General features: G+C 67.7%; 21 protein-coding genes. 10 read left to right on the forward strand and 11 right to left on the reverse strand.

The features are described 5' to 3' along the window. Nucleotides 1–181 precede the first annotated feature (181 nt). Both ACW5IY_RS12680 and ACW5IY_RS12685 read left to right on the forward strand, forming a co-directional pair. Entirely contained in the window at nucleotides 182–2,500 is a 2,319-nt protein-coding gene (locus tag ACW5IY_RS12680) for a TonB-dependent receptor (protein ID WP_049437636.1), read from the forward strand. A 21-nt stretch (nucleotides 2,501–2,521) separates the two neighbouring features. After that, nucleotides 2,522–3,982, forward strand: a complete 1,461-nt coding sequence (locus ACW5IY_RS12685) for an esterase-like activity of phytase family protein (protein WP_049437638.1) — start codon at nucleotides 2,522–2,524, stop codon at nucleotides 3,980–3,982. A gap of 89 nt (nucleotides 3,983–4,071) precedes the next feature. Here the strand turns inward: ACW5IY_RS12685 and ACW5IY_RS12690 are convergent, their stop codons facing one another. The 9 genes from ACW5IY_RS12690 to ACW5IY_RS12730 all read right to left on the reverse strand — a co-directional run bounded on the left by ACW5IY_RS12690 (nucleotide 4,072) and on the right by ACW5IY_RS12730 (nucleotide 15,158). Further along, nucleotides 4,072–4,830: a 2,3-dihydro-2,3-dihydroxybenzoate dehydrogenase gene (locus ACW5IY_RS12690; protein ID WP_049437640.1), complete on the reverse strand. Its 759-nt coding sequence runs from the start codon at nucleotides 4,828–4,830 to the stop codon at nucleotides 4,072–4,074. Further along, nucleotides 4,821–8,711 (reverse strand): enterobactin synthase subunit F, encoded by a 3,891-nt coding sequence (locus ACW5IY_RS12695; RefSeq protein ID WP_049437642.1) that lies wholly within the window; start codon nucleotides 8,709–8,711, stop codon nucleotides 4,821–4,823. Before ACW5IY_RS12695 ends, ACW5IY_RS12690 begins: the two co-directional genes overlap by 10 nt. After that, nucleotides 8,708–8,965 (reverse strand): phosphopantetheine-binding protein, encoded by a 258-nt coding sequence (locus ACW5IY_RS12700; RefSeq protein ID WP_049437644.1) that lies wholly within the window; start codon nucleotides 8,963–8,965, stop codon nucleotides 8,708–8,710. Before ACW5IY_RS12700 ends, ACW5IY_RS12695 begins: the two co-directional genes overlap by 4 nt. Beyond that, on the reverse strand, nucleotides 8,965–9,597 hold the full coding sequence (locus ACW5IY_RS12705) for an isochorismatase family protein (RefSeq protein ID WP_024958585.1): 633 nt from the start codon (nucleotides 9,595–9,597) through the stop codon (nucleotides 8,965–8,967). Before ACW5IY_RS12705 ends, ACW5IY_RS12700 begins: the two co-directional genes overlap by 1 nt. Next, nucleotides 9,597–11,249: a (2,3-dihydroxybenzoyl)adenylate synthase gene (locus ACW5IY_RS12710; RefSeq protein ID WP_049437647.1), complete on the reverse strand. Its 1,653-nt coding sequence runs from the start codon at nucleotides 11,247–11,249 to the stop codon at nucleotides 9,597–9,599. Before ACW5IY_RS12710 ends, ACW5IY_RS12705 begins: the two co-directional genes overlap by 1 nt. Then, complete coding sequence (locus ACW5IY_RS12715) at nucleotides 11,246–12,439, reverse strand: isochorismate synthase (RefSeq protein WP_049437649.1); 1,194 nt, start codon at nucleotides 12,437–12,439, stop codon at nucleotides 11,246–11,248. Before ACW5IY_RS12715 ends, ACW5IY_RS12710 begins: the two co-directional genes overlap by 4 nt. Then, on the reverse strand, nucleotides 12,436–13,632 hold the full coding sequence (locus ACW5IY_RS12720) for an MFS transporter (RefSeq protein WP_049437652.1): 1,197 nt from the start codon (nucleotides 13,630–13,632) through the stop codon (nucleotides 12,436–12,438). Before ACW5IY_RS12720 ends, ACW5IY_RS12715 begins: the two co-directional genes overlap by 4 nt. A gap of 153 nt (nucleotides 13,633–13,785) precedes the next feature. Then, a complete protein-coding gene (locus tag ACW5IY_RS12725) occupies nucleotides 13,786–14,097 on the reverse strand; it encodes a DUF3817 domain-containing protein (protein WP_032129991.1) in 312 nt (103 codons plus the stop codon). Between the two features lie 125 nt (nucleotides 14,098–14,222). Beyond that, the gene (locus ACW5IY_RS12730; RefSeq protein ID WP_049437653.1) at nucleotides 14,223–15,158 is read right to left on the reverse strand and encodes a TIGR03571 family LLM class oxidoreductase; all 936 of its coding nucleotides are present in this window, start codon (nucleotides 15,156–15,158) and stop codon (nucleotides 14,223–14,225) included. A 66-nt stretch (nucleotides 15,159–15,224) separates the two neighbouring features. Here ACW5IY_RS12730 and ACW5IY_RS12735 point away from each other — a divergent pair, with 66 nt between their 5' ends. From ACW5IY_RS12735 to ACW5IY_RS12755, 5 genes are all read left to right on the forward strand, one after another. Beyond that, entirely contained in the window at nucleotides 15,225–15,674 is a 450-nt protein-coding gene (locus ACW5IY_RS12735; RefSeq protein ID WP_049437655.1) for a GNAT family N-acetyltransferase, read from the forward strand. Between the two features lie 119 nt (nucleotides 15,675–15,793). Then, a complete protein-coding gene (locus ACW5IY_RS12740; protein WP_049437659.1) occupies nucleotides 15,794–17,314 on the forward strand; it encodes a thioredoxin family protein in 1,521 nt (506 codons plus the stop codon). 413 nt (nucleotides 17,315–17,727) lie between these two features. Beyond that, nucleotides 17,728–18,357 carry a superoxide dismutase gene (locus tag ACW5IY_RS12745; RefSeq protein ID WP_049437660.1) on the forward strand — a complete coding sequence of 210 codons (630 nt, stop codon included), beginning with the start codon at nucleotides 17,728–17,730 and terminating at the stop codon, nucleotides 18,355–18,357. Then, a complete protein-coding gene (locus ACW5IY_RS12750; protein WP_043403348.1) occupies nucleotides 18,354–18,929 on the forward strand; it encodes a flavin reductase family protein in 576 nt (191 codons plus the stop codon). The genes ACW5IY_RS12745 and ACW5IY_RS12750 overlap by 4 nt, the downstream gene beginning before the upstream one ends. Then, nucleotides 18,929–19,264: a tetratricopeptide repeat protein gene (locus ACW5IY_RS12755; RefSeq protein WP_049437662.1), complete on the forward strand. Its 336-nt coding sequence runs from the start codon at nucleotides 18,929–18,931 to the stop codon at nucleotides 19,262–19,264. The genes ACW5IY_RS12750 and ACW5IY_RS12755 overlap by 1 nt, the downstream gene beginning before the upstream one ends. 5 nt (nucleotides 19,265–19,269) lie before the next feature. Here ACW5IY_RS12755 and ACW5IY_RS12760 read toward each other — a convergent pair whose 3' ends face one another. Further along, nucleotides 19,270–20,418 (reverse strand): fatty acid desaturase family protein, encoded by a 1,149-nt coding sequence (locus ACW5IY_RS12760; protein WP_005413710.1) that lies wholly within the window; start codon nucleotides 20,416–20,418, stop codon nucleotides 19,270–19,272. An 11-nt stretch (nucleotides 20,419–20,429) separates the two neighbouring features. After that, complete coding sequence (locus tag ACW5IY_RS12765) at nucleotides 20,430–21,500, reverse strand: ferredoxin reductase (RefSeq protein WP_049437664.1); 1,071 nt, start codon at nucleotides 21,498–21,500, stop codon at nucleotides 20,430–20,432. Nucleotides 21,501–21,592: 92 nt separating this feature from the next. Between ACW5IY_RS12765 and fabR the strand changes: the two genes are divergently transcribed. The 3 genes from fabR to ACW5IY_RS12780 all read left to right on the forward strand — a co-directional run bounded on the left by fabR (nucleotide 21,593) and on the right by ACW5IY_RS12780 (nucleotide 25,177). Next, on the forward strand, nucleotides 21,593–22,249 hold the full coding sequence (gene fabR, locus ACW5IY_RS12770; RefSeq protein ID WP_019336273.1) for an HTH-type transcriptional repressor FabR: 657 nt from the start codon (nucleotides 21,593–21,595) through the stop codon (nucleotides 22,247–22,249). A gap of 230 nt (nucleotides 22,250–22,479) precedes the next feature. After that, nucleotides 22,480–24,639: a TonB-dependent receptor plug domain-containing protein gene (locus tag ACW5IY_RS12775; RefSeq protein WP_049437666.1), complete on the forward strand. Its 2,160-nt coding sequence runs from the start codon at nucleotides 22,480–22,482 to the stop codon at nucleotides 24,637–24,639. After that, nucleotides 24,629–25,177: a thioredoxin-like domain-containing protein gene (locus ACW5IY_RS12780; protein ID WP_049437669.1), complete on the forward strand. Its 549-nt coding sequence runs from the start codon at nucleotides 24,629–24,631 to the stop codon at nucleotides 25,175–25,177. The genes ACW5IY_RS12775 and ACW5IY_RS12780 overlap by 11 nt, the downstream gene beginning before the upstream one ends. Nucleotides 25,178–25,277: the final 100 nt, after the last annotated feature.

Below are 25,277 nucleotides of genomic sequence, written 5' to 3' on the forward strand. Positions count from 1 at the left end.
TCTACAGGCCTGCGCCTCACAACAACTGAACATGTCACCAGACAGTCATCTGTCTAGCGCACCATTTTCACGTGGACCCACGGCGCCTTCAGCGCCTGCAGTCGCATCGCTTGTCTCCCCTTTTCAATTCCATGAGCTCCGCGCCAGCGCGGTAGCTCGTGCCTGCCTGAGTGTCTGCAACATGACGAAGACTTTGTTGGCCGCCGCGCTGTCGATCGCGCTTGCTCCCGCGGCCTGGGCGCAGGATGCTGCCCCGACCTCCAGCACGCCCTCGGCCACCACCCTCGATGCGGTCTCGGTAATCGGCAGCGGTGAAGCGCGTCAGGTGCAGCGCATCACTCGCGAGAACCTCGACATCCTGCCGCCGGGTACCAGCCTGCAGAAGACCCTGAACCTGCTGCCGGGCGTCAACGCGCAGTCGGCCGATGCGCTGGGCACCAATGAGCAGTCGATGACGCTCAGCCTGCGCGGCTTCAACTCCACCCGCCTCGGCTACACCCTGGACGGCGTGCCGCTGGGCGACGGTGCGTACAACAACTACAACGGACTGACCATCAACCGCGCGCTGATCAGCGAGAACATGGCCGGCGCCGAACTGGCCGTGGGCATCGGCAGCCTCGGCACGCCGTCCACCAGCAACCTCGGCGGCACCATCTCGTACACCTCCGACCGCCCGGCGCAGGAACTCGGCGGTCGCGTGGTGCAGACCTTCGGCAGCGATGCCAACCGCCGCACCTTCGTGCGCGTGGACAGCGGCGAGTACAACGGCTTCTCCGGCTACGTTTCCGGCATGAATGCGGTCTCGGACCTCTGGAACGACCAGACCGCCTATAACACGTCCACCACCAAGCAGTTCAACGCCAAGGGGGTGTGGAACTTCGGCCGCGGCCAGCTCACCGGTTTCGTCGATACCTCGCGCACCACCCAGGCCGACTACTTTTACCTGTCCAAGGACGAGATGTCGCGCGGCCTCGGCTGGGACTGGGGCGGCTACGCACCGGACTGGAACAAGGCCGTTGCAAAGGCCTACTGCAATACCGCCAGCCTCAACGCGAAGAAGTGCGACAACAGCGGCCCGGACAAGGATGCCGATGGTGCCTTCACCGCCGGGCAGATCCTGCGCGATGACAACCTCTACTACCTGGCCGGCGACTTCTTCCTGGCCGATGGCTTCAGCCTGCGGGCGCTGGCCTATCACCACGACGATCGCGGCGAAGGCCACAACTGGAACAGTGGCGCGTGGTCGAACAAGGGCACGGCGCAGGAGATTCCAATCATCTTCCGCAACACCATCTACACCATCGACCGCGATGGCGGCACGCTGTCGTTCGACTGGGAGCTGGGTGCACATCGCATCGAAGGCGGCGTCTGGTACGAGCGCAACACCAGCAGTGCCGAGCGCTACCAGACCGCCGTGGATGGCCCGCGCGACCTGAGTGGCATGAACACCCTGCCCTCCGACGTCGGCGTGTTCGCCCAGCGCACGCGCTGGAAGACCCATCAGTTCTTCCTGAAAGACACCTGGCGCCTGCTTGATGATCGCCTGACGCTGGAGTTGGGCGCCAAGAGCCCGCATGCCACCTCCGATGCACAAGCACTACCGGGCGACGCGAAGACGCCGATCTCGCCGACCTCGAACAACCAGTTCGCCACCGGCTCGCTGAAGGCCAGCAAGAATTTCCTGCCCAGCATCGGCGCCAACTTCCGCCTGGCCGAGCACCACGAAGTGTTCGCAAGTTACGCCGAGAACATTGCCATGTTCCAGGGCGGTTTCAAGCTGGGCCCGCAGGCGGTCAGCCAGACCACCTGGAATGCGCAGGGCAACCTGAAGCCGGAAGAGTCGCGCTCGCTGGAAGCCGGCTACCGTTTCGTCACCGATACCGTGCAGGCCTCGATCGCGGCCTACAGCGTGCGCTTCGACAATCGCCTGCTGCAGTACAACCCCTGCGACTCGCGCCAGCCGGTCGGCCCGACCTGCGGCAACCGCTTCTACAACGTCGGTGGCGTCGACAGCCGCGGCGCCGAGCTGACCGTGCTGTGGACCCCGAACGAGCACTTCAGCTGGTACACCTCGGCCTCGCTGAACCGCTCGACCTATGCCTCCAACTACGTGCAGGCGGGTGTCGAGCAGCAGATCAAGGGCAGGATCCAGACCGATACGCCCAAGCAGCTGCTGGCCACCGAGATCACCTGGCGCGACAGCGGCTGGTTCGCCAGCCTGCGCGGAAAGTACACCGGCGAGCGCTTCTACACCTACACCAACGACCAGGGTTTCGGCGGCTTCACCGTGTTCGATCTGGCCGGCGGCTACGACTTCGGCCAGGTCGGCTTCGCCAAGGGCATGCGCCTGTCGTTCAACGTGACCAACCTGACCAACAAGCGCTACGCCAGCAACCTGGATTCGAGCGTGTTCGCGCCCAGCGATCCGGCCGGAAAGCTGTACGTGTTCCATGCCTCGGCACCGCGCCAGGTGTTCGGTACCATCGACCTTCGCTTCTGATCGACGGCCTGGAGTCCACCGATGCTTGCTAGTGCCCTGCTGCTGGCCACCCTCTCCGCCAGCGGATACTCCGCTCCGCACGAGGCCGCTGGCGCACCGCCACGCACATTGCAGTTAGGCGGTCGTACTTACGTGGATAAAGGTCTGGTCGCCGCCGGGCGGTTGCCCGCGGGCACGGTGGATTTCCTCGGCGACACGCTGGGCTCGTTCTCGTCGCTGGCGGTGCAGCCCGGCAGCTGGAAACGGACCGCCAACGGCTACGAGGGTGTGCTGTGGACCCTGCCCGACCGTGGCCGCAACGATCCCGAGGCAGGCCTGTTCTACGACTACGCCGGCCGCGTCGAGCGCATGCAGCTGCGTATCGACGTTACCCCGGGCAAGGCCGGTGCGCTGGGTACGCTGACGATGGTGCCGGACAAGGGCGTGGTACTGAAGGACTTCAACGGCCAGTCGTTCACCGGCGCCGACCCCGGCGACCATACGATCACCCAGCGCGAGGTGGTGCTGCCCTCGCCGGCCAGCGGCGCCGGTGCGGGCAAGGTCTCGCTGGACGCGGAATCGTTGCAGTTCACCGCCGATGGCCACTTCTACATCGGCGATGAGTACACCGCCAACGTCTACTACTTCGATGCACAGGGCCAGCTGCAGGGCGTGATCGTGGCACCGCCTGCGATCCGTCCCCAGCGCGATGGCAAGCCCGCCTTTGGTTCGCTGGTGCCGCCGCAGACTGGGCGCCGCAACAACCAGGGCGTGGAAGGCATGGGCCTGTCGCCCGACGGCAGCCGCCTGTTCGTGGCCCTGCAGAGCGCGACGCTGCAGGACAGCGCACGGGGCAATGCAGCCGGTCGCATCAACACCCGCGTGCTGGTCTACGACGTGACGACCTCGCCAACGCCACAGCAGCCGATCGGCCATTACGTGATGGCGTTGCCTGCCTACGCCCACGACGGCAAGGGCAAGCTGGACCGAACCGCGGCGCAGAGCGAGCTGCGTGCGCTGGATGCCAGCCGCTTCCTGCTGCTGGCCCGCGACGGAAACGGGCTGGGCAAGGACGGCGACGACCCGATCGTCTACAAGTCGGTGCTGCTGGTCGATGTGGCCGATGCCACCAACCTGGCCGAACGTGCTTATGAAACCGGCACGGCCTCGATTCTGGCCGACCCGACCGGCACCGCGCTGAAGCCGGAGATCATGCCCGCACGCAGCGACGAACTGCTGAACCTGCTCGACCGCCCGCAGCTTGCGCGTGCCGGGCTGGACCTGGACACGAAGCGCGGCCTGCATGCTGGGCTGCTGTCGGAAAAATGGGAAGCCATGGACGTGCTGCCGGCGCTGGACCCGCAGCACCCGAACGACGTACTGCTGCTGATCGGCAACGACAACGACTTCATCGCCCGCCATTGCCGCATGCAGGGCCAGGCCTGCGACAGCCCGTACGACAACGACAACCGCGTGCTGGTGTACCGCCTCACACTGCCCTGAGCGCAAACCGATGCCAGCCCGCTGTAGAGCCGAGCCCATGCTCGGCTGCCTTCGCCCTCAGCCGAGCATGGGCTCGGCTCTACAAAAGCTCACCCACGCAGGGTGGCGCCGCCGTCGACGTACAGGTCGCTCATCGCCACATGCCCGGCCTGTTCCGAGAGCAGGAATATCACCGAGTGCGCGATGTCCTCGGGGGTGGCCAGCTTGCGCAGCGGAATGCCGGCCTTGTAGGTTTCCAGGCTGCCGGTGATCACCCGCTCGGCACCATGCTCGTCCAACCACATGCCGGTCTGCATCGGGGTCAGTGTTGAACCCGGGGCCACGATGTTGCAACGGATGCCCAGCGGCGCCAGTTCCAGCCCGAGGCAGCGGGTAAACATGGTGGCCGCGGCCTTGGATGCGGCATAGGCGGCCATGCCGTGCCTCGGCACGCCGGCCGCATTCGAGCTGACGGTAACGAACGCGCCCTGCCTGCGCGGTGACATCACCCGCGACAGTGCACGACCGACATGGAACACGCCATCGGCGTTGACCGCGAACACCCGGCGCCATTCATCATCGGTGGTATCGGTCACGCCGCCCACATGCAGTACACCGGCCACGCTGGCGGCCAGCATGATCGGTCCGATGCTGGACTCGACCTGATCCACCAAGGCGTCCACGGCGGCGCTGTCGGTTACATCGAGTGCGAGCGACTTCACCCGGGTATCGGCCACGCGCGGCGCCTCGCGATCGGTCGCCACCACCGTGCAGCCGGCCTCGGCCAACAGCCGTACCAACGCCTCGCCAATGCCGCCGGATGCACCCGTAACCAACGCTACGCGGCCCTCGAAACCGGTCAACTGCATGTTGCGATCTCCTGTTGCTCGTCCCATTGGCGCAGCCGCGCCGACAACCATGGCGCCAACTGCGCCACCGCATCGCGGCCGGTCAGTTCGGCGTGCAGGAACGGCAGTTCCAGCGCCTGCACCTTGCGCGCGTGGGCCCGCCACAACGCCGACTGCAGCTGCGGCCGTGCCTGATGATCACGGCCCGCACGCACGTGCACCAGCGTGCCGTCGAATGGCTGGTGGATATGCTCGCGGATCAGTCGATTGGTGCCGGTCACTGCGCGCACCACGCCATCGAGCACCACATCCGGCAGGCTGCCGAGTGCACTGCCGCCACGACGCAGGAACGCCAGAATGCGTTCACGGCTGTCGAGTTCCGGATGCGTATCCGGATCGTGGCCGGCAATCGCCAGCAGTGCCCGCAATGCGGCAATGGGATCGGGTTCCGGCTCGGCCCGCCAGCACTCGCTGGGATAGGCGTCCAGCAGCACCAGTTCGCCGACTTCGCGGCCGATCTCATGCAGGCGCACCGCCATCGCCTGGGCGAGGATGCCCCCCACCGACCAGCCCAGCAGGTGCACCGGCCCCTTTGGCTGCAATGCGACCACGCGCTGTACGTAGTCGTTGGCCATCGCCTCGATGCTGCTCGGCAGCGGCTGCCGCGCGTCCAGTGCCGGCGACTGCAGTCCATACACCGGGCGTGCCGGCTGCAGTGCCCGGGCCAGGGTGCGGTAGTTCCAGGCAATGCCCCCGGCCGGATGCAGCACGAACAGCGGCATGGGCCCGGCGGCGTCGGTCGCGGCCAATGCGATCACCGGCCCCAGCGCGTGATCAGCCAGCGCGGGCGGCTCGGCAATACGAACTGCCAGCGCGGCCACGGTGGGCTGCGCAAACAAGGCACCCAGACCCAGATCGCAGCGCCAGCGCTGCTCGATCGCCAGCAGCAGGTGCACCGCCGACAGCGAATCACCACCGAGACTGAAGAAATCTGCATCCACCGCCACCGGCGCCTCACGCCCGAGCGCCTGTGCGAACAGCAACGCCAGCTCCTGTTCCAGCGGCGTGCGCGGTGCCAATCCAGCGACGTCATGCTGTGGTGGCTTCGGCAACGCGTTGCGGTCGAGCTTGCCGTTGGCGGTCACCGGCCACTGGTCCACACCAACGAAGGCCGAGGGCACCATGTAGTCCGGCACACGCGTGGCGAGGTGGCTGCGCAGCTTTACGGCATCGGCAAGCGCGGTTGGCACATAGGCCACCAGCCGGGCATCGCCGGGCGCGTCCTGGCGCAGCAGCACTTCCACGCGCTCCACGCCCGGCAGTTCGCGCAGTGCCGCCTCGATCTCGCCCAGTTCGATGCGCAAGCCGCGCAGTTTCACCTGGTGGTCGCTGCGGCCGAGATACTCGACCGCACCATCGCGGCGCCAACGGGCTACGTCGCCGGTGCGGTAGATACGCTCGCCCGCCCGGAACGGATCTGCAATGAAACGTTCGGCGGTCAGGTCATCGCGACCGAGATAGCCACGCGCCAGCTGGACGCCACCCAGGTACAGGTCACCGGGCACGCCCACCGGCACCGGCTGCATCCGGGCGTCCAGCACGTACAGGCGGGTGTTCCAGACCGGGAACCCGATCGGCACCGGCCGCGAACGATCCTGCGCCGAAGCCGGCCAGTAGCTGACGTCCACCGCAGCTTCGGTCGGGCCATACAGGTTGTGCAGCTCGGCGTGCACACGCGCGTGGAAGCGGTCCCGGGACGAATCATCCAGTGCCTCGCCACTGGTGAACACCCGTTGCAGCTCCAGCCCTTCGGAGGCCGGTGCAGCGAGGAAGGCATCCAACATCGACGGCACGAAATGCGCCGTGGTGATGCCATGCTCGCGGATCAGCCGCGCCAGTTCGGTGGGGTCGCGATGCGCGTCCGGCCCGGCGACCACCAGCGTGGCTCCGCACAGCAGCGGCAGGAAGAACTCCCAGACCGAGACGTCGAAGGTGGCCGGGGTCTTCTGCAGCACGCGGTCGTCTGCCTTGAATCCATAGTGCTCGCGCATCCACAGCAGTCGGTTGACGATGGCGCGGTGTTCGACGACCACGCCCTTGGGCTCGCCGGTCGAACCGGAGGTATAGATCACATAGGCAGCATCGCTGGGCGCAGGATCGGCCCACGGCGCGGCGAAGCTCAGCGCGGTCCACTGCTCGGGCGCGAGCACCGGCACACCAGCCATGCGCGCCGAAACCTCCGCCGCAGCCAGTACGCAGACCGGCTGCGCCGAGGCGAGAATACGCGCCAACCGCTCATCGGGATGGGCAAGGTCCAGCGGAAGATAGGCGGCGCCGGCACGCAGCACCGCCAGCAGCGCGATCACCAGCTCCAGCGAGCGCGGCAATGCCACCGCCACCACGCTGCCCGGGCCGACATCCATCGCCCGCAGCTGTGCCGCCAGCGCGAAACTGCGCGCTTCCAGCGTTGCGTAGTCCAGCGTAGTGTCGCCGAACACCAGCGCTGGCGCGTGCGGATCCCGATCCATGCCCTGCTGCAGCAGCTCGACCAGGGTCGTCTGCGGCAGCGCGTGCGCGGTGGCATTGAAGCCCTGCAGCACCTGCTGCGCCTCCGCGGACGTCGCCAGAGGCACGGCTGCGATATCGTCAGCCTGCAATGCCGCCGACACGAAGTGCAGCAGCCGCGCCGCATGCGCCTCGACATCCTCGCGACTGTACAGCGCGGGATTGGCCTCGATCTCCAGATCCAGCAGGTGCTGGCCGTCGCCACGGAAGCCCAGCGTCAGATCATCCACCGGCCCGGTGCACAGCACCTCCAACGTCGCCTGCACGCCGGTCAGCGCCAGCGGCTTGTAGAACGGCTGCACGTTCACCAGCGGACCGTGCAGGCGCTGCTGCGCGCCGACCAGGCCCAGGTCCCGGCGCAGCTGCTCGCCTCGGTAACGGCCGTGCTTGCGACCCTGGCTGAGCTGCCGGCCCAGGCCGCGCGTAAAGGCCTCGACGCTGCCCTCGCCGGCCGCCACGCGCAGCGGCAACACATTCATCACCATCGTCGGCACCCGCGCCGACGCGTTGCCGAGTCGCCCCATGTAGGGCACGCCCAGCACCACTTCATCGGCAGCGCTCATCCGCCGCAGGTACTCGGCTGACAACGCCGCCAGAACGTCCGGCCAGGCCTGCAACCAACGTACCGATGCCTGCAGCAGCTGCTCACGGAAGGCCGCATCGAGCGGCTGCACCCAGCGCAGCGCGTCGTCACTGGCCGCGAGCGTGCCGGCCAGGCCCACGCCTGCCGGTGCGCCCTGCATGTGCTCGCGCCACCACTGCCCGGCCTGCGTGCGGCGCGGGTCGGCACGATAAGCGGCGTCATCGGCCAGTACGCCCGCCAGCCCCGGCAGTGGCTCACCCATGCGGCCGGCATACAACGCGCACACGCGATCAGTGAACAGCGCCATGCCGTAGCCATCGGCGGCCAGATGATGCACGCGCAGGTACCAGACCCAGCGCTGCCCGCCCAGTTCAAGCAGTACCTGCTGACTGATCCGGTCGCGGGTGGGGTCAACCGGGCTCATCCGGTCAGCCTGCATCAGGCTGCGTGCCGCAGCGGCGGCATCCGCCTCGGCGGACACATCACGCACCGAAAGCAGCGGCACGTGAGCCGGCTCATGCCACTGCAGCGGCTGGCCATCGGCCCCTTCGGCAAAACGCAGTGCAAAGGCCTCGGCCTCGCCCGCAGCCTGGTCTGCCGCTGCGACGAACGCGGCCACGTCCAGCGGGCCGTCGATCCACACCGCGTGCGCGGTATTGAATGACGGGTTGTCCGGTGCCAGCCGCTGTGCGAACCACAGTCCAGCCTGGGCCTCGGTCAATGCCACCGGCGTGGCCAGCGCGACGGCGTTCATGCGCTCTGTGCGGCCTGCAGCGTCTGCACCACGCCCCACCACTGGCGCAGCGTGGTGTGCTCGGCCAGCTGCGAGAACTCCAGCGGCAGACCGGTGTTGCCCCAGGCCAGAACCAGGCCGAGCATGCGCATCGAATCCAGGTCCAGGTCGATCAGGTTGTCGTCGTCACCGATCTCGGCCGGCGTGCACTCCAGCACGCGCGCCACATCGGCACGCATCCGCTCCAGATCCAGCATCTCGCCGGCGGCAGCCATCACAGCACCTCCAGCAGCTGGTCGGTGGTCATCGGCACCCCGCTGGTGCGTGCGATCCAGTGCAGTGCCTGATCGTGATCGGCACGCGAGAAGTCCGCCACCGCATCGGCGGCAATGAACGCTTCGATGTCGCGCTGGAAGGCTTCCACCACGGTCGCGGTGCAGCCGATATGGGCGTACACGCCGGTGACCAGCAGCTGGTCACGGCCGCGCACCCGCATCAGCGTTTCAAGGTTGCTGCGCTGGAACGCGCTGTAGCGGTGCTTCACCAGCACGTGCTCGCCGGGCTGCGGTGCCAGCGCCTCGATGATCGGTTCGTGGTCGGCGCTGCGGCGCATGCCCGGTCCCCACAGATCGGCCTGCAGGCCACGGTCACGTCGGTCCTGGTCTCCATGCTGGGCGGTGTAGAACACCGGAATACCGTGCGCGCGGCAATGTGCCAACAGGCGTGCGATGTTGTCCACGGCCGGCCGCAGCGGCGCGTTGCCAGCGTCGAAGGCGGCCAGAAAGTAACGCTGCATGTCGTGCACCAGCAGCGCGACACGATCGCGCTGGGGGCGCCACGGTCCGCGCGCCTGCGGGAGTTCAGCGGCGGTCGGCAAGGGGTAATCGGTGATGCGGGGCAGCGCCATCAGCGCGTTCCTCCTGTCTGTTGCAGATGACGCGCACGCAGTTGCGCGCGCAGTTCGCGGCGGCTGATCTTGCCGACCGCGGTGGTATCGAAACTGTCGGCGAACACGACCTGGTCGGGCACCTTGAACGCCGCCAGGCCGCGCCCGCGCATCCAGGCCTTCAGTGCCGGGGCCTTGAACGGCTCGCCCTGCGGAATCACGAAGGCACAGCTGCGCTCGCCCAGGTACTCATCGGGAATGGAGACCACGGCCGCATCGAACACACCGGGGTGGGCCAGCAGGTGATCTTCGATCTCTTCGGCGGAGATCTTCTCGCCGGCACGGTTGATGTGGTCACCGGCGCGGCCCTGCACCACCAGGTAGCCTCCGGGCAGCTGCTGCACGCGGTCGCCGGTGCGATAGAAGCCATCGTCGGTGAACGAGCGCGCATTGGCCACCGCGTCGTTGTGGTAGCCGCGGATGGTGTACGGCCCACGGGTGAGCAGATGCCCCACCTCGCCTTCGGCCACCGGCTGGTCCTGGTCATCGACCACGCGCACTTCATCATCCGGACTGATCGGCCGGCCCTGGCAGGCCAAGATCAGTTCCTCCGGATCATCCAGCCGCGTGTAGTTGACCAGGCCTTCGGCCATGCCGAACACCTGCTGCAGCGTGCAGCCAAGGCCATCGATCACCCGCCGTGCGGCTTCCGGCACCAGTTTGGCGCCGCCCACCTGCAGTACCTGCAGGCTGGACAGGTCATGCTTGCTCGTAGCCGCCGCCTGCGCCCACAGCAGCGCCAGCGGCGGCACCAGTCCGCAGCAGGTCACCTTCTCGCGGGCGATCAGCGGGAAGGCCACATCCGGACCGGGGCCAGGGCTGAGCACCACGCGGGCGCCGGCATACAGTGCGCCGAAGAAGCCGGGCGAGCTCATTGGGAAATTGTGCGCGGCCGGCAGCGCGACCAGATAGACGCTGTCGCGGTCGATGCCGCAGAGGTCATTGCTGGCGCGGAACGAGTAGATGTAGTCGTCGTGGGTACGCGGAATCAGCTTGGACAGCCCGGTGCTGCCTCCGGAAATCTGCAGGAACGCCACCGACTGCGGGTCCGGATCGGGCGGCAGCTGGCTGCGATCGCCCTGCAGTGCCTCCAGCGCGACGAACTCCGCCGCATCGCCGTCGATCACCACATGGCGAACCGCCGGCACTTCAGCCTGCAGTGCCCGCGCCAGCCCGCGATGATCGAAGCCATCGTGCAGCTCGGTGGTGATGTAGGCACTGGCTTCAGCCTTGCTGGCGAAGTGCACCAGCTCGGTGATGCGGTGCGCCGGCAACGCGTACACCGGCACCAGGCCAGCGCGGAACAGGCCACAGACTGTGGTGATGAAGCCTGCCGTGTTGCCCAGCTGCACCAGCACCCGTTCGCCAGGCTGCAGGCCGAGCGCCAGCAGGCCGGCACCGATCCGTCCGGCCTCATGCCACAGCTGCGCATAGCTCAGGCGCACGTCGCCGGCGACCACCGCGATGTCATCGGCGAATCGTTCCGCCCGCTCGCGCAGGAACGCCGGGAAGGTCTCGCCACGCCAGTGACCGGCCTCGCGATAGCGCGTCATCAGGTCATCCGGCCACACCTGCTGCAGTGGCAGGCGGGAGGAATCAGCGGAGGTGTTCATGCTGCGGGCTCGATGGCAGGCGCGGATTCATGGACACCCAGCGCGTTCAACAGGGCAGCGAACTTCGCTGCGGTTTCGGCCACCTCGGCCTCGGGGTGCGAATCGGCGACGATGCCGGCACCGGCATACAGGCGCAGCTGCGTGCCCTGCAGGCGCGCGCAGCGGATCGCCACGTACCAGTCGCCGTCACCCTGCGCGTCCAACCAACCCACGGCGCCGGCGTAGAAGCCGCGCGGCACCGGTTCCAGCTCGCGGATGCGCTGCAGCGCCGCCAACCGCGGCGTACCGCAGACTGCCGGCGTGGGGTGCAGCTGTGCCAGCAGTTCGGCGGCAGACGTCTGCGGATTCTTCAGGGTGGCGTGGATGCGGGTGCCCAGGTGCCACATGCTGGCGGTGGCATGCAGCACCGGGCGCGGCTGCGCATCGATGTGGCTGCAGTACGGTGCGAGGCCCTCGACGATGGCTTCGACCACGTGGCGGTGCTCGTCGTGGTCCTTGGTCGAGGCCAGCAGCGCCTGCGCCGCACGCTCGTCCTCGGCGGCATCGGCACTGCGCCGCGCCGAACCCGCCAGCGGGTGCGACAACAGCTCGGCGCCGCGCTTGCGCAGCAGCAGTTCTGGCGTCGCACCCACCAGCCAGGCCGGCGCCTGGCCCAGCTCCACCGGCAACGGCACCGCGTAGGTCGCTACCGACGGATCCGCGCCCAGGCGTGCCAGCAGCACGTCCGGAGACAGTGCCTGGCGGGTGCGTGCCAGCAGGCTGCGCGCCAGCACCACCTTGTGCAGGTTCTGCTCGGGCGCACGCAGGGCCTGCACCGCAGCAGCCACCGACGCCGCGTACGCCTCCGGCGCGGGCTCAGCGCGCAGGGCGCCGTCCAGCGGCGGTGCGGCCTGCGGCTGCAGTGCCAGCGCCGGCAGCAGGCGCTCGGGCTGGTACAACGCATCGTCGGCACGCGGTTCGAACGGCACCGCGCCAACCAGCAGGCCCGGGCCGCCACGCTGCAGGGCAAAGAACTCCGAGACGCGTTCTGCCAATGTCGCCAGTGCACCGGCCGGCAGCGTGGCGCGGCAGCCGCGTGCGTGCACGTGCTGGCCCGCATGCTGCAGCAGGAACAGCGACGCGTCGTCGGTGCTCTCCTGCGGCGCTGGCGCGGCGTCCGGCCACGCGCCCTGCATCAGGGAATCGTTCATGGGATCTCCTTCATCCGATGCGCTGCAGCCAGCGCGCACAGCAACAGCAGCAGCGCACCGACCAGCAGGTAAGGCAGGCTTGGCCCGCCGCGATACAACAGCGTGCCGAGCATCGGCCCGGCCACCATGCCCAGCCCCTGCGCGGCAGCGACGGTGCCGGCGGCTGCGCCCTGCTCGTGCGCCTCCACCGCATCGGCGGCCAGCGCCTGGAACGAGGGGAAGACGAAGCCCATGCCAAACGCGGCCAGCGCATACGCCGCCGGCAACTGCCAGGCCTGCTGCACGCCTGCCACCGAGGCAAAGCCAATGCCGGAAATCAGGGCGCCAAGGACGATCCAGCGGCGTGGATGTACCTCCAGCTTCATCACCAGCGCCTGCGCCAGGATCAGGCCGACGCCGACTGCGGTGAGTGCAATGCCGGCCATGCGTGCGCCAGCCGCCGCATCCAGGCCCAGGCGATCAATCGCGAAGAAGCCGACCGTGACCTGCGCGATGGTCACCGAGACCATGGCGATGAACGCGGCCAGCTGCGGCAGGCGCAGGCGCGTGTCGAGGCGACTCATCGGCGTGCGGCGCTGGGAGGACGCGCCCACCACGGGCGGCGTGGCCGGCAGCCGCCAGGCCAGCAATGCAAGTGCCAGCAGCGGCAGCAGCGCGGCCACGTACAGCGGCAGCGACAGGTTCGTATAGGCCAGCCAGCCCGCGGCGGCCGGACCGAGCACCATGCCCAGTGCGTTGGCGCTGCCCAGGCGGGCGAGGAACTTCGCACGCTGTCCGGTCGGCGCCTTGTCGGCGATCAGAGCCGCAGCGGTGGGCGGCACCGCGGCGTAGAACAGGCCGATCAGGCCACGCGCACCGACCAGCACCAGCACTGACACCAGCACCGGCGGCACCGCCTGCAGGGCAACGTCGATGAACACCGCCAGCGCGATGTAGACCACGGTGTAGGCGCTCATCGCCAGCATCAGCACGCGCTTGCGGCCGATGCGGTCGCTGAGCTGGCCCCAGGGGCGCGCGGCCAGCATCCACAACACGCCAGCGGCGGTGACCGACAGGCCGGCATGCCACTCGGACAAGCCGAGCATGCGGACCACCGGGCCGATCACGGCGACGAAGGACATCATCGCCATGGTGCCGATCAGGGCAGCCAACACCAGCGCCGGCAAGCCGGGAACGACGGGACGTGCGTGCATGGAACACCAGCCGTAACAGGAAAGGATGGGCGGGCGCACCTGCGCGCCCCACCCGGCACCGGCCCTGCTCAGGACCAGACACCACCCTTAAATGATAACGGCTCGTATTTGCATTTGATACCCATTCTCTTGAATGGGCATGCAACAGCGGGTTCAGCGCATTGCACGCAGGCCCAGCAGGCCACGGCGCTTGAACCACCATTCCAGCGGCAGCGTCACCAGCGGCGGGATGGCTGCCAGCAGCGCCAGGGCACTGGCCCACCACGGCCAGCGCAGGCGCACCGCTGCGAACAGGGTGACTGCCACGTACACCAGGAAGGCCACGCCGTGCAGGGGCCCGAACAACTTCACCAGCGCCACGTTGGCCATCGGGCCGTACTTCATCCACATGCCGATGAGCAGGCCGGCCCAGGTCACGGCCTCGATGAAAGCGACCGCGGCGAACAGGCGTCCGGTCGGGTGCATGGGGGAACGTTGGGTCACACGGGGCTCCGGCATCGGGATATCAAATGCGAATGATACGCAGATGCGAACTCCATGTAGAGTCGAGCCGTGCTCGACCGCTTGAACGTGCCCACCAAGGTGGACACCTACCGGAGCATATCCGGCAGAACCTGCTCCCCGATCTCACGCAGCACCGCGTCCATCGGCCGCCCGTTGTCGACCAGGTTGAACATCACATGCGCGACGCCCTGCGCATGTACGCGCAGCAGATAGTCGCGCAGGCCATCGCGGCCAACCTTCAGGCCCAGCGGCAGCGGCTCGGCGGGCGCCTGCGGATCCGCCTGCAGATCCAGCAGCATCGACTGCACGAACGGCTTGCATGGGCCACCGCGTTGCGCCAGCGCCTGCTGCCACAGGCCGATGCGTCCCTCCTGCGCAGCTTCCTCGCGGTGGTAGGTGGCCCAGCCCTCGGCCTCGCGTGCAATCCACTGCAAGCTCTGCCGTGCAGTGCCCACCACCAGCATCGGAATGCGCGCTGCCGGCGCCGACAGCACGTCGAAGCCACCCGTCGCCTGCAGTACGGCGGTCCGCTCATCGGCCTCCGGTGACAGCGCCGCGCGCAACAAGGTCCAGCGCTCACGGAAGGTCGCCGCCCTGCCCTCCAGATCCTCGCCGAATGCGGCGAACTCTTCCGGGCGGTCACCCGAACCCAGGCCCAGCACGAACCGTCCGCCGCTGATCCGGTCCAGGCTCAAGGCCGACTTCGCCACCTGCAGCGGCTGCCGCAATGGCAGCACGATGGCCGCGCTGCCGACCACGATGCGTCCGGTCGCGGCAGCCAGCATGCCCAGCCACAGGAACGGGTCATCCAGCGCGCTTGCTGTCGCGTCCGGACCCTGCGGCACCATCAGCGGCACGTCGCGCGTCCACAGCGCGGCAAAGCCCAGGTCATCTGCCAGCCGTGCGATGCGCCTGGCGTCATGCGGATCGGCCAGCCCGTGTGCGGCGACAGGCGTCATCAGGCCAAGGCTCAGGCCCTGTTGCGGAAACAAGGCAGCGTAAGCAGGATTGAAATCACTCATGCCGCCAGCTTAGCGTGCAGGCCTGCGGCAACGATGACGCGCCGCCCACCACTGGAAGAACACTGCATGCCGAGGATCCGCCCTGCCCACGTCGATGACCTGCCCGCGATCAGCGCGGTGTGCCTGGCTGCATTCACTGCGGCGGTCGCACCTTCGCTCAGCGCCGCCGGCATCGCCACCTTCGGCAATATCGCCGCAGCCGAAGCATTCGGTACGCGCCTGCAGGGCGACAACCACATCCTGGTGGCCGAGCAGGACGGCCGCGTCGTCGGCGTGATCGAACTGAAGGAAGGCCGGCACCTGGCGATGCTGTTCGTCGATCCCGCCTGCCAGGGCCAGGGCATCGGCCATGCTTTGTTCGACGCGGTGCTCCCGCTGGTGCGCGAGCCGGTCCTGACCGTGCGCGCCTCACTCAATGCAGTACCAACCTACCTGCGCTACGGCTTCACGCTGGACGGTGACGTCGGCGAGTTCAATGGGCTGGTGTATCAGCAGATGGTGCGGGCAGCGGCCTGAAGGCATCCGCCGGCCAATGCCCGGCGGCCGTCATGCCCTGCCGCATGCCCGTCATAAGCAAACTGAATCAGCGGGTTCCCCGCGCGTTCCTACAATGCCCTGTCACCCTGCCCTTCGAGATGCTGCCGATGCGCGTCGCGCTTTCCGTGTTGCTGCTGGCTTCGGCGCTGAGCGCCTGCACCCCGGCCCCGGTTTCCACCGCCAACTCCGCCGAGGCGCCCGCGCCGGCCAAGGGAATCGCCTGGCGCCAGGGCGACGTCGATGATGCCTTCGCCGAGGCCGCCGACAGCGGCAAGCCGGTGCTGCTGTACTGGGGCGCCGTCTGGTGCCCGCCGTGCAACCAGCTCAAGGCGGGCCTGTTCAAGGACCCGGCCTTCATCGCGCTGACCAGCAAATTCGTTCCCGTCTACCTGGATGGCGACGAGGAAGGTGCGCAGGCCTGGGGCGAGCGCTTCGGCGTACGCGGCTACCCGACCCTGATCGTGCTGGACCCAAAGCGCAACGAAATCACCCGCGTGGCCGGCGGCAATGACGCCGCCGAACTGACCCGGGCACTGACCGTCGCCGCGGGCCGCCGCAGTGCTGTTGCCGCCACCTTGGCCACCGCGTTGGCAACGCCGGACCGACTGGCCGCAGAAGACTGGCAGGTGCTGGGTGACTACGGCTGGGAAGTGGACGCCAACCGACTGGCCGGCGAACGCAGGAGCCAGGATGTGCTGCGCCAGTTGTCCAAGGCCGCACCCGACGCTGCCCTCCAGCGCCGCTTCGCCCTGCTGGCCTTGGCAACGGCCGAAAAGCCCGATGCCTCGCCCACCGAAGTACGCGAGCTGCTGCAGGCCGTGCTGGCGCAACCGGCGGAAGTACGCCGCAACCGTGAGTTGCTGGGCTATGCAGGTGTGCAGCTGGTCAAGCAGGCCAGTGCCGGGCCGGCCACCAGCAACACGCTGGGACAGCAGCTGCTGGTCGCACTGGAGCGCGCAGATGCCGAGCGCGGCGACCGCGCCGACGACGCGTTGTCGCGTGCGCTGACCGAAGTATCGCTGGCCCGCCAGCAGCAGCCGAAGGGCGCACTGCCCGTGGCCCTGGTTGATCGGGTCAAGCAGCGCGTGGCTGCTGCCGACGCTGCCGCCACCGATGCGCATGCGCGCCAGGCCACGATCAGCAGCGCGGTCTACGCACTGCGCCAGGTCGGTGACGACGCAGGCGCCGAGTCGCTGTTGCTGGCTGAGCTGAAGCGCAGCGAACAGCCGTACTACTACATGCCCGAGCTGGCCGAACTGGCCGAGCAGCGCGGCGACACCGCCGGTGCGCTGGAGTGGTTGAAGCGTGCCTACGACGGTGCGCAGGGCCCGGCCACCCGCGTGCAGTGGGGCGTGCTGTACGTGGAGGGCCTGCTGAAGCTGGCGCCGGACGACGCACCACGCATCGAGCAGGCCACCGCCTCGCTGATCGCCGAACTGGAAGCGCAGCCTTCGGGTTACCACCAGCGTACCCGCCAGCGTTTCGAGCGCCTGGCCGGGCAGTTGAAGACGTGGAGCGGCAAGCACCAGGGCGCGGAGACGCTGGCGCGGCTGCAGCAGCGGATGCAGCAGGCGTGCGGGGACCAGGTGGATGGTGCGTGCAAGGATTGGTTGAGTTGAGTTGATGAAGGCGCTGGCGGCGGGTTCGTCTGCCGGCGCTTTTGTTGATATCGGTTGTGGCGGGGGAAGGGGCTGGCCGGGACACGCCGTAAACCCATCCTTGGGGGCTCGATGGCGCCATCCATGGCGCCAACGGTCCCGGCCAGCCCCTTCCCCCGCCACCCGACGGTTTCCTGCGAGCGCGGGCAACACATCAGCGCGCCGGTGAGGTTCGAAAAGCGGGTTCTCGTAGTGCCGGCTGCTGGCCGCCAACCCGACCTTCGCTGATTGCCGGCCAGTGGCCGGCACTACAACGTCGCTCTTGCTCCCTTTCACGCATTTCAATCCTTCCCCTTGACCTCAACCAATGTTGAGGTGCGATAACGATCTCCCCACGGCCAGCCTCTCTGGCCTTCCCCACGGAGATTGCTTCGATGTCGTACTCGCTTCCCCCGCTTCCCTATGCCTATGACGCCCTCGAGCCGCACTTCGATGCGCGCACGATGGAGATCCACCACAGCAAGCACCACCAGACCTACGTCAACAACCTCAACACCGCCATCGAGCAGGCCGGCATCGCCGAGCAGCCGATCGAGGCGCTGATCGCCAACCTCGATGCCGTGCCCGAGGCGCAGCGTGGCGCAGTCCGCAACAACGGCGGCGGCCACGCCAACCACAGCCTGTTCTGGACCGTGCTCAGCGCCAGCGGTGGCGCACCCGATCATGAACTGGCAGCGGCCATCGACCGCGACCTCGGCGGTTTCGATGCCTTCAAGGACGCCTTCACCAAGGCCGCGCAGACCCGTTTCGGCAGCGGTTGGGCCTGGCTGACCAGCGATCGCGATGGCCGCCTGCAGGTGGAAAGCAGCGCCAACCAGGACAGCCCGCTGATGGGTGCAGCCGTCGGCCTGTCCGGCAACACTCCGATCCTCGCACTGGATGTCTGGGAACACGCCTACTACCTGCACTACCAGAACCGTCGCCCGGACTACATCGGTGCGTTCTTCAACATCATCAACTGGGCCGAGGTCGGCCGGCGCTACCGCCAGGCCAGGGCCTCATGAGCGGCGAGACACTGCCGTACGCCGGGCCGTGGGCGGGGGTTTTCCCCGCCCCGGCCCCGGTGCCGTCGGTCGAGATGCCGCCGCGGGCCCTGCGGCGGCTGCTCGGCCACTTTCCTACCGGCGTGGCCATCGTCTGCGCGCGCGATGCGCAGGGCAAACCCATCGGCCTGACCATCAATTCGTTCGTGCCGGTGTCATTGCAGCCGCCGCTGGTGCTGTGGAACCTGGCGTTGCACGCGCAGAGCCTGTCCACCTTCCAGCGCGCCACCCGCTTTGCGATCAGCGTGCTGGCAGCCGACCAGGAAGCATTGGCCCGCCGCTTTGCCGATCCACAGGTACGCAACCGCTTCGACGGCTTGGCATTGCTGGATGACGACGAGGACAGCCCACCACGCATCGCCGGTGCAGTCGCCCATCTCACCTGTACCCGCCACGCGATGTGGCCGGTGGGCGATCACCTGCTGCTGGCCGGACGCATCATCGAGGTGCACGAGAACGGCGGCGCGCCGCTGCTGTTCCATCGCGGCCGCTTCCAGCCCGGCCCCACCGAACTGCTGGTGGAGGTGCGCTGATGAACATTGAAGCTCTGGAATGCATGCTTGCGGCCGGCAAGGACGGCGCGCTGCTGCGCTTCGGCCTGGGCAAGGGCTGGCTGGATGCCGGCAACCCGGTGCGCGCAGCGACCCATCTGGGCCGTTGCGTGGTGCTTGATCCGCAGTACTCGGCCGCCTGGAAGCTGCTGGGCAAAGCCTGGCTGGCCAGTGGCCAGCCGCAGGCGGCGCGCGAAGCATGGCAGCGCGGCTTGAGCGTGGCCGGCAGCAAGGGCGACCAGCAGGCACGCAAGGAAATGCAGGTGTTCCTGCGACGCCTGGACCGCGAGCACGCGGACCTGGCAAAAGCGGGATGAGTCGATCAGCCCGCGTTGGCCGATGCCGGTGCGGACATGATGTCCGACATCGGCAGGCGGCGCGGCTTGCTGGGGAACGCGTGACGCAGGATGCGCCAGACCACCTGGCCGAACTGGCGCGGCAGCGAGCCGTTGTTGTAGTGCTGGCCGTAGCGGCGGCAGATGTCCTTCACTTCCTTGGCGATGGCCGCATAGCGGTTGGCCGGCAGGTCCGGATAGAAGTGGTGCTCGATCTGGTGGCTGAGGTTGCCCGACAGCACATTGATCAGGAAGCCGCCGCTGATGTTGGACGAACCGCGCAGCTGACGCAGGTACCAGTGGCCGCGCGATTCATTGCGCAGGCATTCCTTCGGGAAGGTTTCCGACTCGGCGGTGAAGTGGCCGCAGAAGATGATCACGTAGGTCCAGATGTTGCGCAGGCCGTTGGCCACCATGTTGCCCAGCATCACGGTGAGGAAGAACGGGCCGGCCAGCAACGGGAAGAACACGTAGTCCTTCAGCACCTGGCGGGCCATTTTCCGCGCCACCGGGCGGGTCTGCATCCACATCGCACGGCCGCTGATGCGACCTTTCAGCCAACGACCCAGGCGCAGGTCCTGCGCGGCAACTCCCCACTGGAACAGCAGCGCGAAGATCGGCGCGATGATCGGCTGCAGCAGGTAGAACGGCTTCCAGCGCTGTTCCGGGAAGATGCGCAGCAGGCCGTAGCCGATGTCATCGTCCATGCCACGCACGTTGGTGTAGGTGTGGTGGCGGAAATTGTGGGTCTTGCGCCAGTTGTCGGCGGTGGCAACGATATCCCACTCGTAGGTGTTGCCATTGAGCTTGGGGTCGCCGGTCCAGTCGAACTGGCCGTGCATGACGTTGTGGCCCAGCTCCATGTTCTCCAGGATCTTCGACAGCGCCAGCAGCAGCGTGCCGGTGATCGCGGCCGGCCACAGCAGCGGCATCCAGAACAGCGGCGAGAATGCCGCCAGGAACAGCAGGCCACGGCCGCCTACGCCGAACCAGCGCACGGCGGCAGCCACGCGGCGGATGTAGCGGGTATCGGAGGCGCCGAGGCTGCCGATCACACGGTCGCGGATCGCATCGAGCTCCTCACCGAAGGCATGCATCTCGGCGGTGCTCAGGGCACGGTCGGTAGCGCGGGTCATGGCAGGCGTCCTCAGAGATCCAGGGTAAGGTCGGTGGTCGGTGCGCTCACGCAGATCCGCACCGGCTGTGCCGACTCGGACTGCAGGTCGCCGGTGCGCAGGTGGCGGGTGGCGCCACTGACGCGGTCACAGCTGCAGCTGTTGCAGATACCCATGCGGCAGCCGTGCTTGGGCTTGATGCCATGGGCTTCGAGGCTTTCCAGCAGCGAGCGGCCACGCGGCACGCTCAGCTGGCGGCCACTGCGCGCAAGCGTCAGCGACACCTCTCCTTCGCTGCTGGCATCGCGCAGCGGCGCCGGCGGGGTGAAGGCTTCGGCCTGGAAGCCGGCCACCTGGTGCGCCAGGCGTTCGCGCGCAGCGGCAACGAAGCCGTCCGGGCCGCAAGCCAGCACATGGCGCTGCGCAAGCGGCGTGTCATCACCGGCCACCTGCAGATCATGGGTATCAATTCTCGCGGCCGGCGCCTCACCCTCGCGGGTGGCCAGCAGATGCACGCGCAGGTTCGGATGTGCCGCAGCCAGCGCCCGCAGTTCATCACGGAACTGCAGATGGGCAGCAGTGCGCTCCCAGTAGAACAGGTCCACCGGTGCTGCCAGCGGCCGCTGGCAGGCGTCGCGCAACAGGCTGCGCATCGGCGTGATGCCACTGCCGGCAGCCAGCAGCAGCACCGGCGCCGCGGCCGGCATATGGAACTCGCCGAAGGCGGCATCGAGGCGGAACAGTTCGCCCGGCTGTGCATGGTTGACCAGATGCTGGCTGACCCGGCCGCCGTCGATCGCCTTGACGGTGATCGCCAGCTCGCGCCGACCCAGTGCGGTGGGGCTGTAGCTGCGCTGCCACAGGCGTCCTTCAATCTCGACGCCGAGGGTAACGTGCTGGCCGGCGCGCATGCCGGCCCAGTGCCGGTTGGTGCGCAGGACCAGGGTCGCCGCGCCCTCGCCAGCCGGCTCGCGGCGGACCAGGCGGGCCACCGGCTCGCGCAGGGTCCACAGGGGATTGAGCTGGCCCGCCCAGAAATCGAACAGCGACGGCGACACCCAGCGGTACGGAGAGAACAGGGACGGACGGACGACAGCGCTCATGAGTGAACTATACGGGCGCACATACACCTGTGTATACATGTGTATATTGAACCGGATTGGGTATGATTCAGCCTCGCCCTACCGGAACCCCCATGGCCGCCGCCACAGCCTTGTCGACGCCCGAAGATGCCAACAGCCCGGCCCGCCGTACGGTGACCCGCGAGGATCTGCTGGCCGCCGCCCTGAAACTGATCGGGCCGCACCGCAGCCTGTCCACGCTCAGCCTGCGCGAAGTGGCACGTGAGGCCGGCATTGCGCCGAACAGCTTCTACCGGCAGTTCCGCGACATGGACGAACTGGCCGTGGCGCTGATCGATGCAGCCGGCCGTTCGCTGCGCACCATCATCGGCGAGGCCCGCCAGCGCGCCACCTCCACCGCTACCAGCGTGGTGCGGGTCTCGGTGGAGACCTTCATGGAGCAGCTGCGCGCCGACGACAAGCTGCTGCACGTACTGCTGCGGGAAGGCGCGGTCGGCTCGGACGATTTCAAGCACGCGGTCGAACGCGAGCTGCACTACTTCGAGGAAGAGCTGCAGCACGATCTGGTGCGCCTGGCCGCACTGGATGGCGCGGTACTGCATGCCCCGGAACTGGTGGCCAAGGCCATCACCCGGCTGGTGTTCGCGATGGGCGCCACCGCCATGGACCTGCCACCGGAGAAGGATCCGGAACTGGTCGAACAGATCTCCACGATGATCCGCATGATCATCGTCGGCGCCCGTACCCCCGCCGCATTCCGTCGCGGCTGACGATCCGACCGCGCCTACACGGCAACTCCATCCTATGGACATGACCACCGGCAGGGTTGCGGTCGTTTTGTGTAATGTTATAACACAAACATGATCTGACTCGACTGGCGCCCCAAGCGCAATTGCCTCGGCTTCGTTATATAGCACTTGCTATATTCATAAGCCACTGCTTTCATATGCGTCAGCCAGGTCGCCCTCGCCGCCTTTCTTCTCCCAAGGACGACGCCCTCATGCCCGTTGCCACGCCCCTCTTCCATCGGCTGCCCCTGGCCGCCGCCATTGCCCTGACCCTGCCGCTGCCCGCACTGGCCGCCACTCCGAAACCGACCGAGCTGGACCGCGTGCAGGTCAAGGTCAGCACCGCCACCCGCAGCGAACGCCTGCTATCGGATGTCCCGATCCGCACCGAAGTGCTGCGCAAGGAAGACATCGCTCTGCGCGCGGCCACCGACTTCTCGCGCGCCGCCGAGCTGATCAACGGCCTGCGCGTGGAAAGCAACTGCCAGAACTGCAACACCAGCGAAGTGCAGCTGCTGGGCCTGCCCGGTGCCTACAACCAGCTGTTGTTCGATGGCATCCCGCTGTTGTCCACGCTGGGCAGCGTGTACGGCCTGGAACAGATCCCGGCCGGGTTCGTCGACCGCATCGAAGTGGTCAAGGGCGGTGGCTCGGCGCTGTACGGCCCGGGTGCAGTGGCCGGTGTGATCAACCTGATTCCGCCGCTGCCGGCGCGCAGCGGTGGCCATGTGCAGGCCGGCGTGGATGTCCTGAAGGGCACACCGCAGAAGAATGCCGACGTGCGCCTGGACCTGGTGGCGAAAGATGCCGACGCCGGGCTTTCAGTGATTGCCCAGCGCAACTGGAACAGCGGCATCGACTACAACGGTGACGGCTACACCGAGATCACCCGCAAGAACCTCAAGGTCGGCGGGCTGCAGGCCTGGTACGCGCCCACGCCGGGCACGCGGCTGCGCCTGGACCTGCAGGTGACCGATGAAACCCGGCGTGGCGGCAATCGACTGGATCAGCCCGAATACCTGGCCAACATCGCCGAATCGCTGGATACGAAATACCGGCGCGGCAGCGTGTCGTGGGATCAGGAAATCAATGCCGACGTCGATTTCCGCCTGGCCTATGCCTTCGCCGACATCGACCGCGACAGTTTCTATGGCGGTCTTGGCGACGTGGTTACCGATCCGTCTGCACCCGGCTATGACCCCTCGCAGCTGGATCCCAACGTGGCCGGCAGCGCGGCCTCGCGTTCGTGGCGCCAGTACGGCCGCACCCACAACCCGCTGCACTACATCGACAGCCAGTTGAACTGGCGGCTGGGCGCGCACGCGCTGGCCTTCGGCGTGCAGTACAAGCACGAGGCGCTGCGCGACGACAACCGCACCGGTGACGGGCAGCGCTTGGCGATGCTGGAAGATGCAACCTTCCACAACCTGGGCGCCTTCATCCAGGACGAGTGGAGCCTGCGCGACAACGTCGACCTGGTACTGGGCGCACGCGTGGACAAGAGCTCGGAGCTGGACAGCGCGGTGTTCTCGCCGCGCATCGCGCTGGCCTGGCAGGCCACCCCGAACCTGAAGTGGCGCGCCGGCGTCGCCACCGGCTTCCGTGCACCGGAGATCTTCGTCGAGGACGTGCACGTCGATACGCTGGGTGGCGAGCAGGTGCGCGTGCGCAACACCGATGGCCTGAAGGAAGAGCGCGCGTTGACCACCCTGTTCGGCTTCGACTGGCGCTCGGACCCGGCCAATCCGGTGTGGAGCTGGGATGCTACCGCCTCCTATGCACGCATCCGCGATACCTTCGCGCTGGGCGAGATCCAGCGCGGCGATGACGGACAACTGAGCCAACTGCGCTACAACGCCTCCGGCTCCAACGTACTGGGGGCGGAAACCAACCTCGGCTGGCAGCCGTCGCCGCAGTGGCGCCTGACCGCCGGTGCCTCGTGGTACCGCTCGCGCTTCCGCGAACCGCAGCGCATCTACGACGACACCGGCGACGGTGGCGACACCATCATCGAAAGCCGCGACTACCTGAAGACCCCGCGCTGGACCGGCCTGGCGCAGCTCAGCTGGATGCCCGCCGAACCGTGGGAAACCTTCGTCGCGCTGCGCCATACCGGGCCGATGTCGGTGCTGAACAACCGGTTGGGCGAGCTGCACCGTACGCGTTCGTTCCTGGTCACCGATCTTGGTGCGCGCTGGCACCGCCACCTGGGCGCGCAGGCGCAGCAGGAAGTGTCGGTGGCCGCGGGCGTCAAGAACGTGTTCGATCAGCGCCAGAAAGATCTGGAAGTGGGCGCGCTGCGTGACAGCGACTATGTCTACGGGCCGCGCTTCGCGCGTTCGTGGTACGTCAACCTGCGCTATGCGTTCTGAAGCTCTGCGAGCGTTGTTGCTGGCCTGTGCCGTGCTGCTGGCCGCACCGGCGACGGCTGCGGACCTGCACGCGCAGGTCTCGGCCTCGCTGATGCGGCCGGAACAGCGCTCGCTGCGACCGATGCAATGGACGCAGCCGCCGAAACTGGTGGCGCTGTACTTCGGTGACGACTGGTGTGCACCGTGCCATGCCTTCGTACCCACACTGCGCAGTGTGCGTGATGCCCTGCGCCAAGCCGGCGCCGATACCGAAGTGGTGTACGTCAGCCAGGATGAGAGCGAGAGCGCGCTGCGCCGCTACATGCACGCGCAGGACATGCCGTGGCCGGTGCTGGACCCGCGCCGCGCCGCGCGCATGCCGGCCCTGCAGGCATTGGCCGGATTGGCACCGCCGAACCTGGTGCTGATCGATGCCGACGGCAAGGTGCTGGCCAATGGCTGGCAAGGCCGGCGCTATAAAGGCCTGCAACCGGTGTTGAAGGAATGGACGAAACGGGCGTGCGCGCAGGTACAGGCCCGCTGCCCGCCTGACCTGTAGCGTCGAGCCATGCTCGACGCATTCCATCACCGTGCAAACGGCAGCCGAGCATGGCTCGGCTCTACAAAAACCGGGATCGCGCGAACGGCCGCCGGGCATG

The organism is Stenotrophomonas sp. C-A, assembly GCF_054030835.1.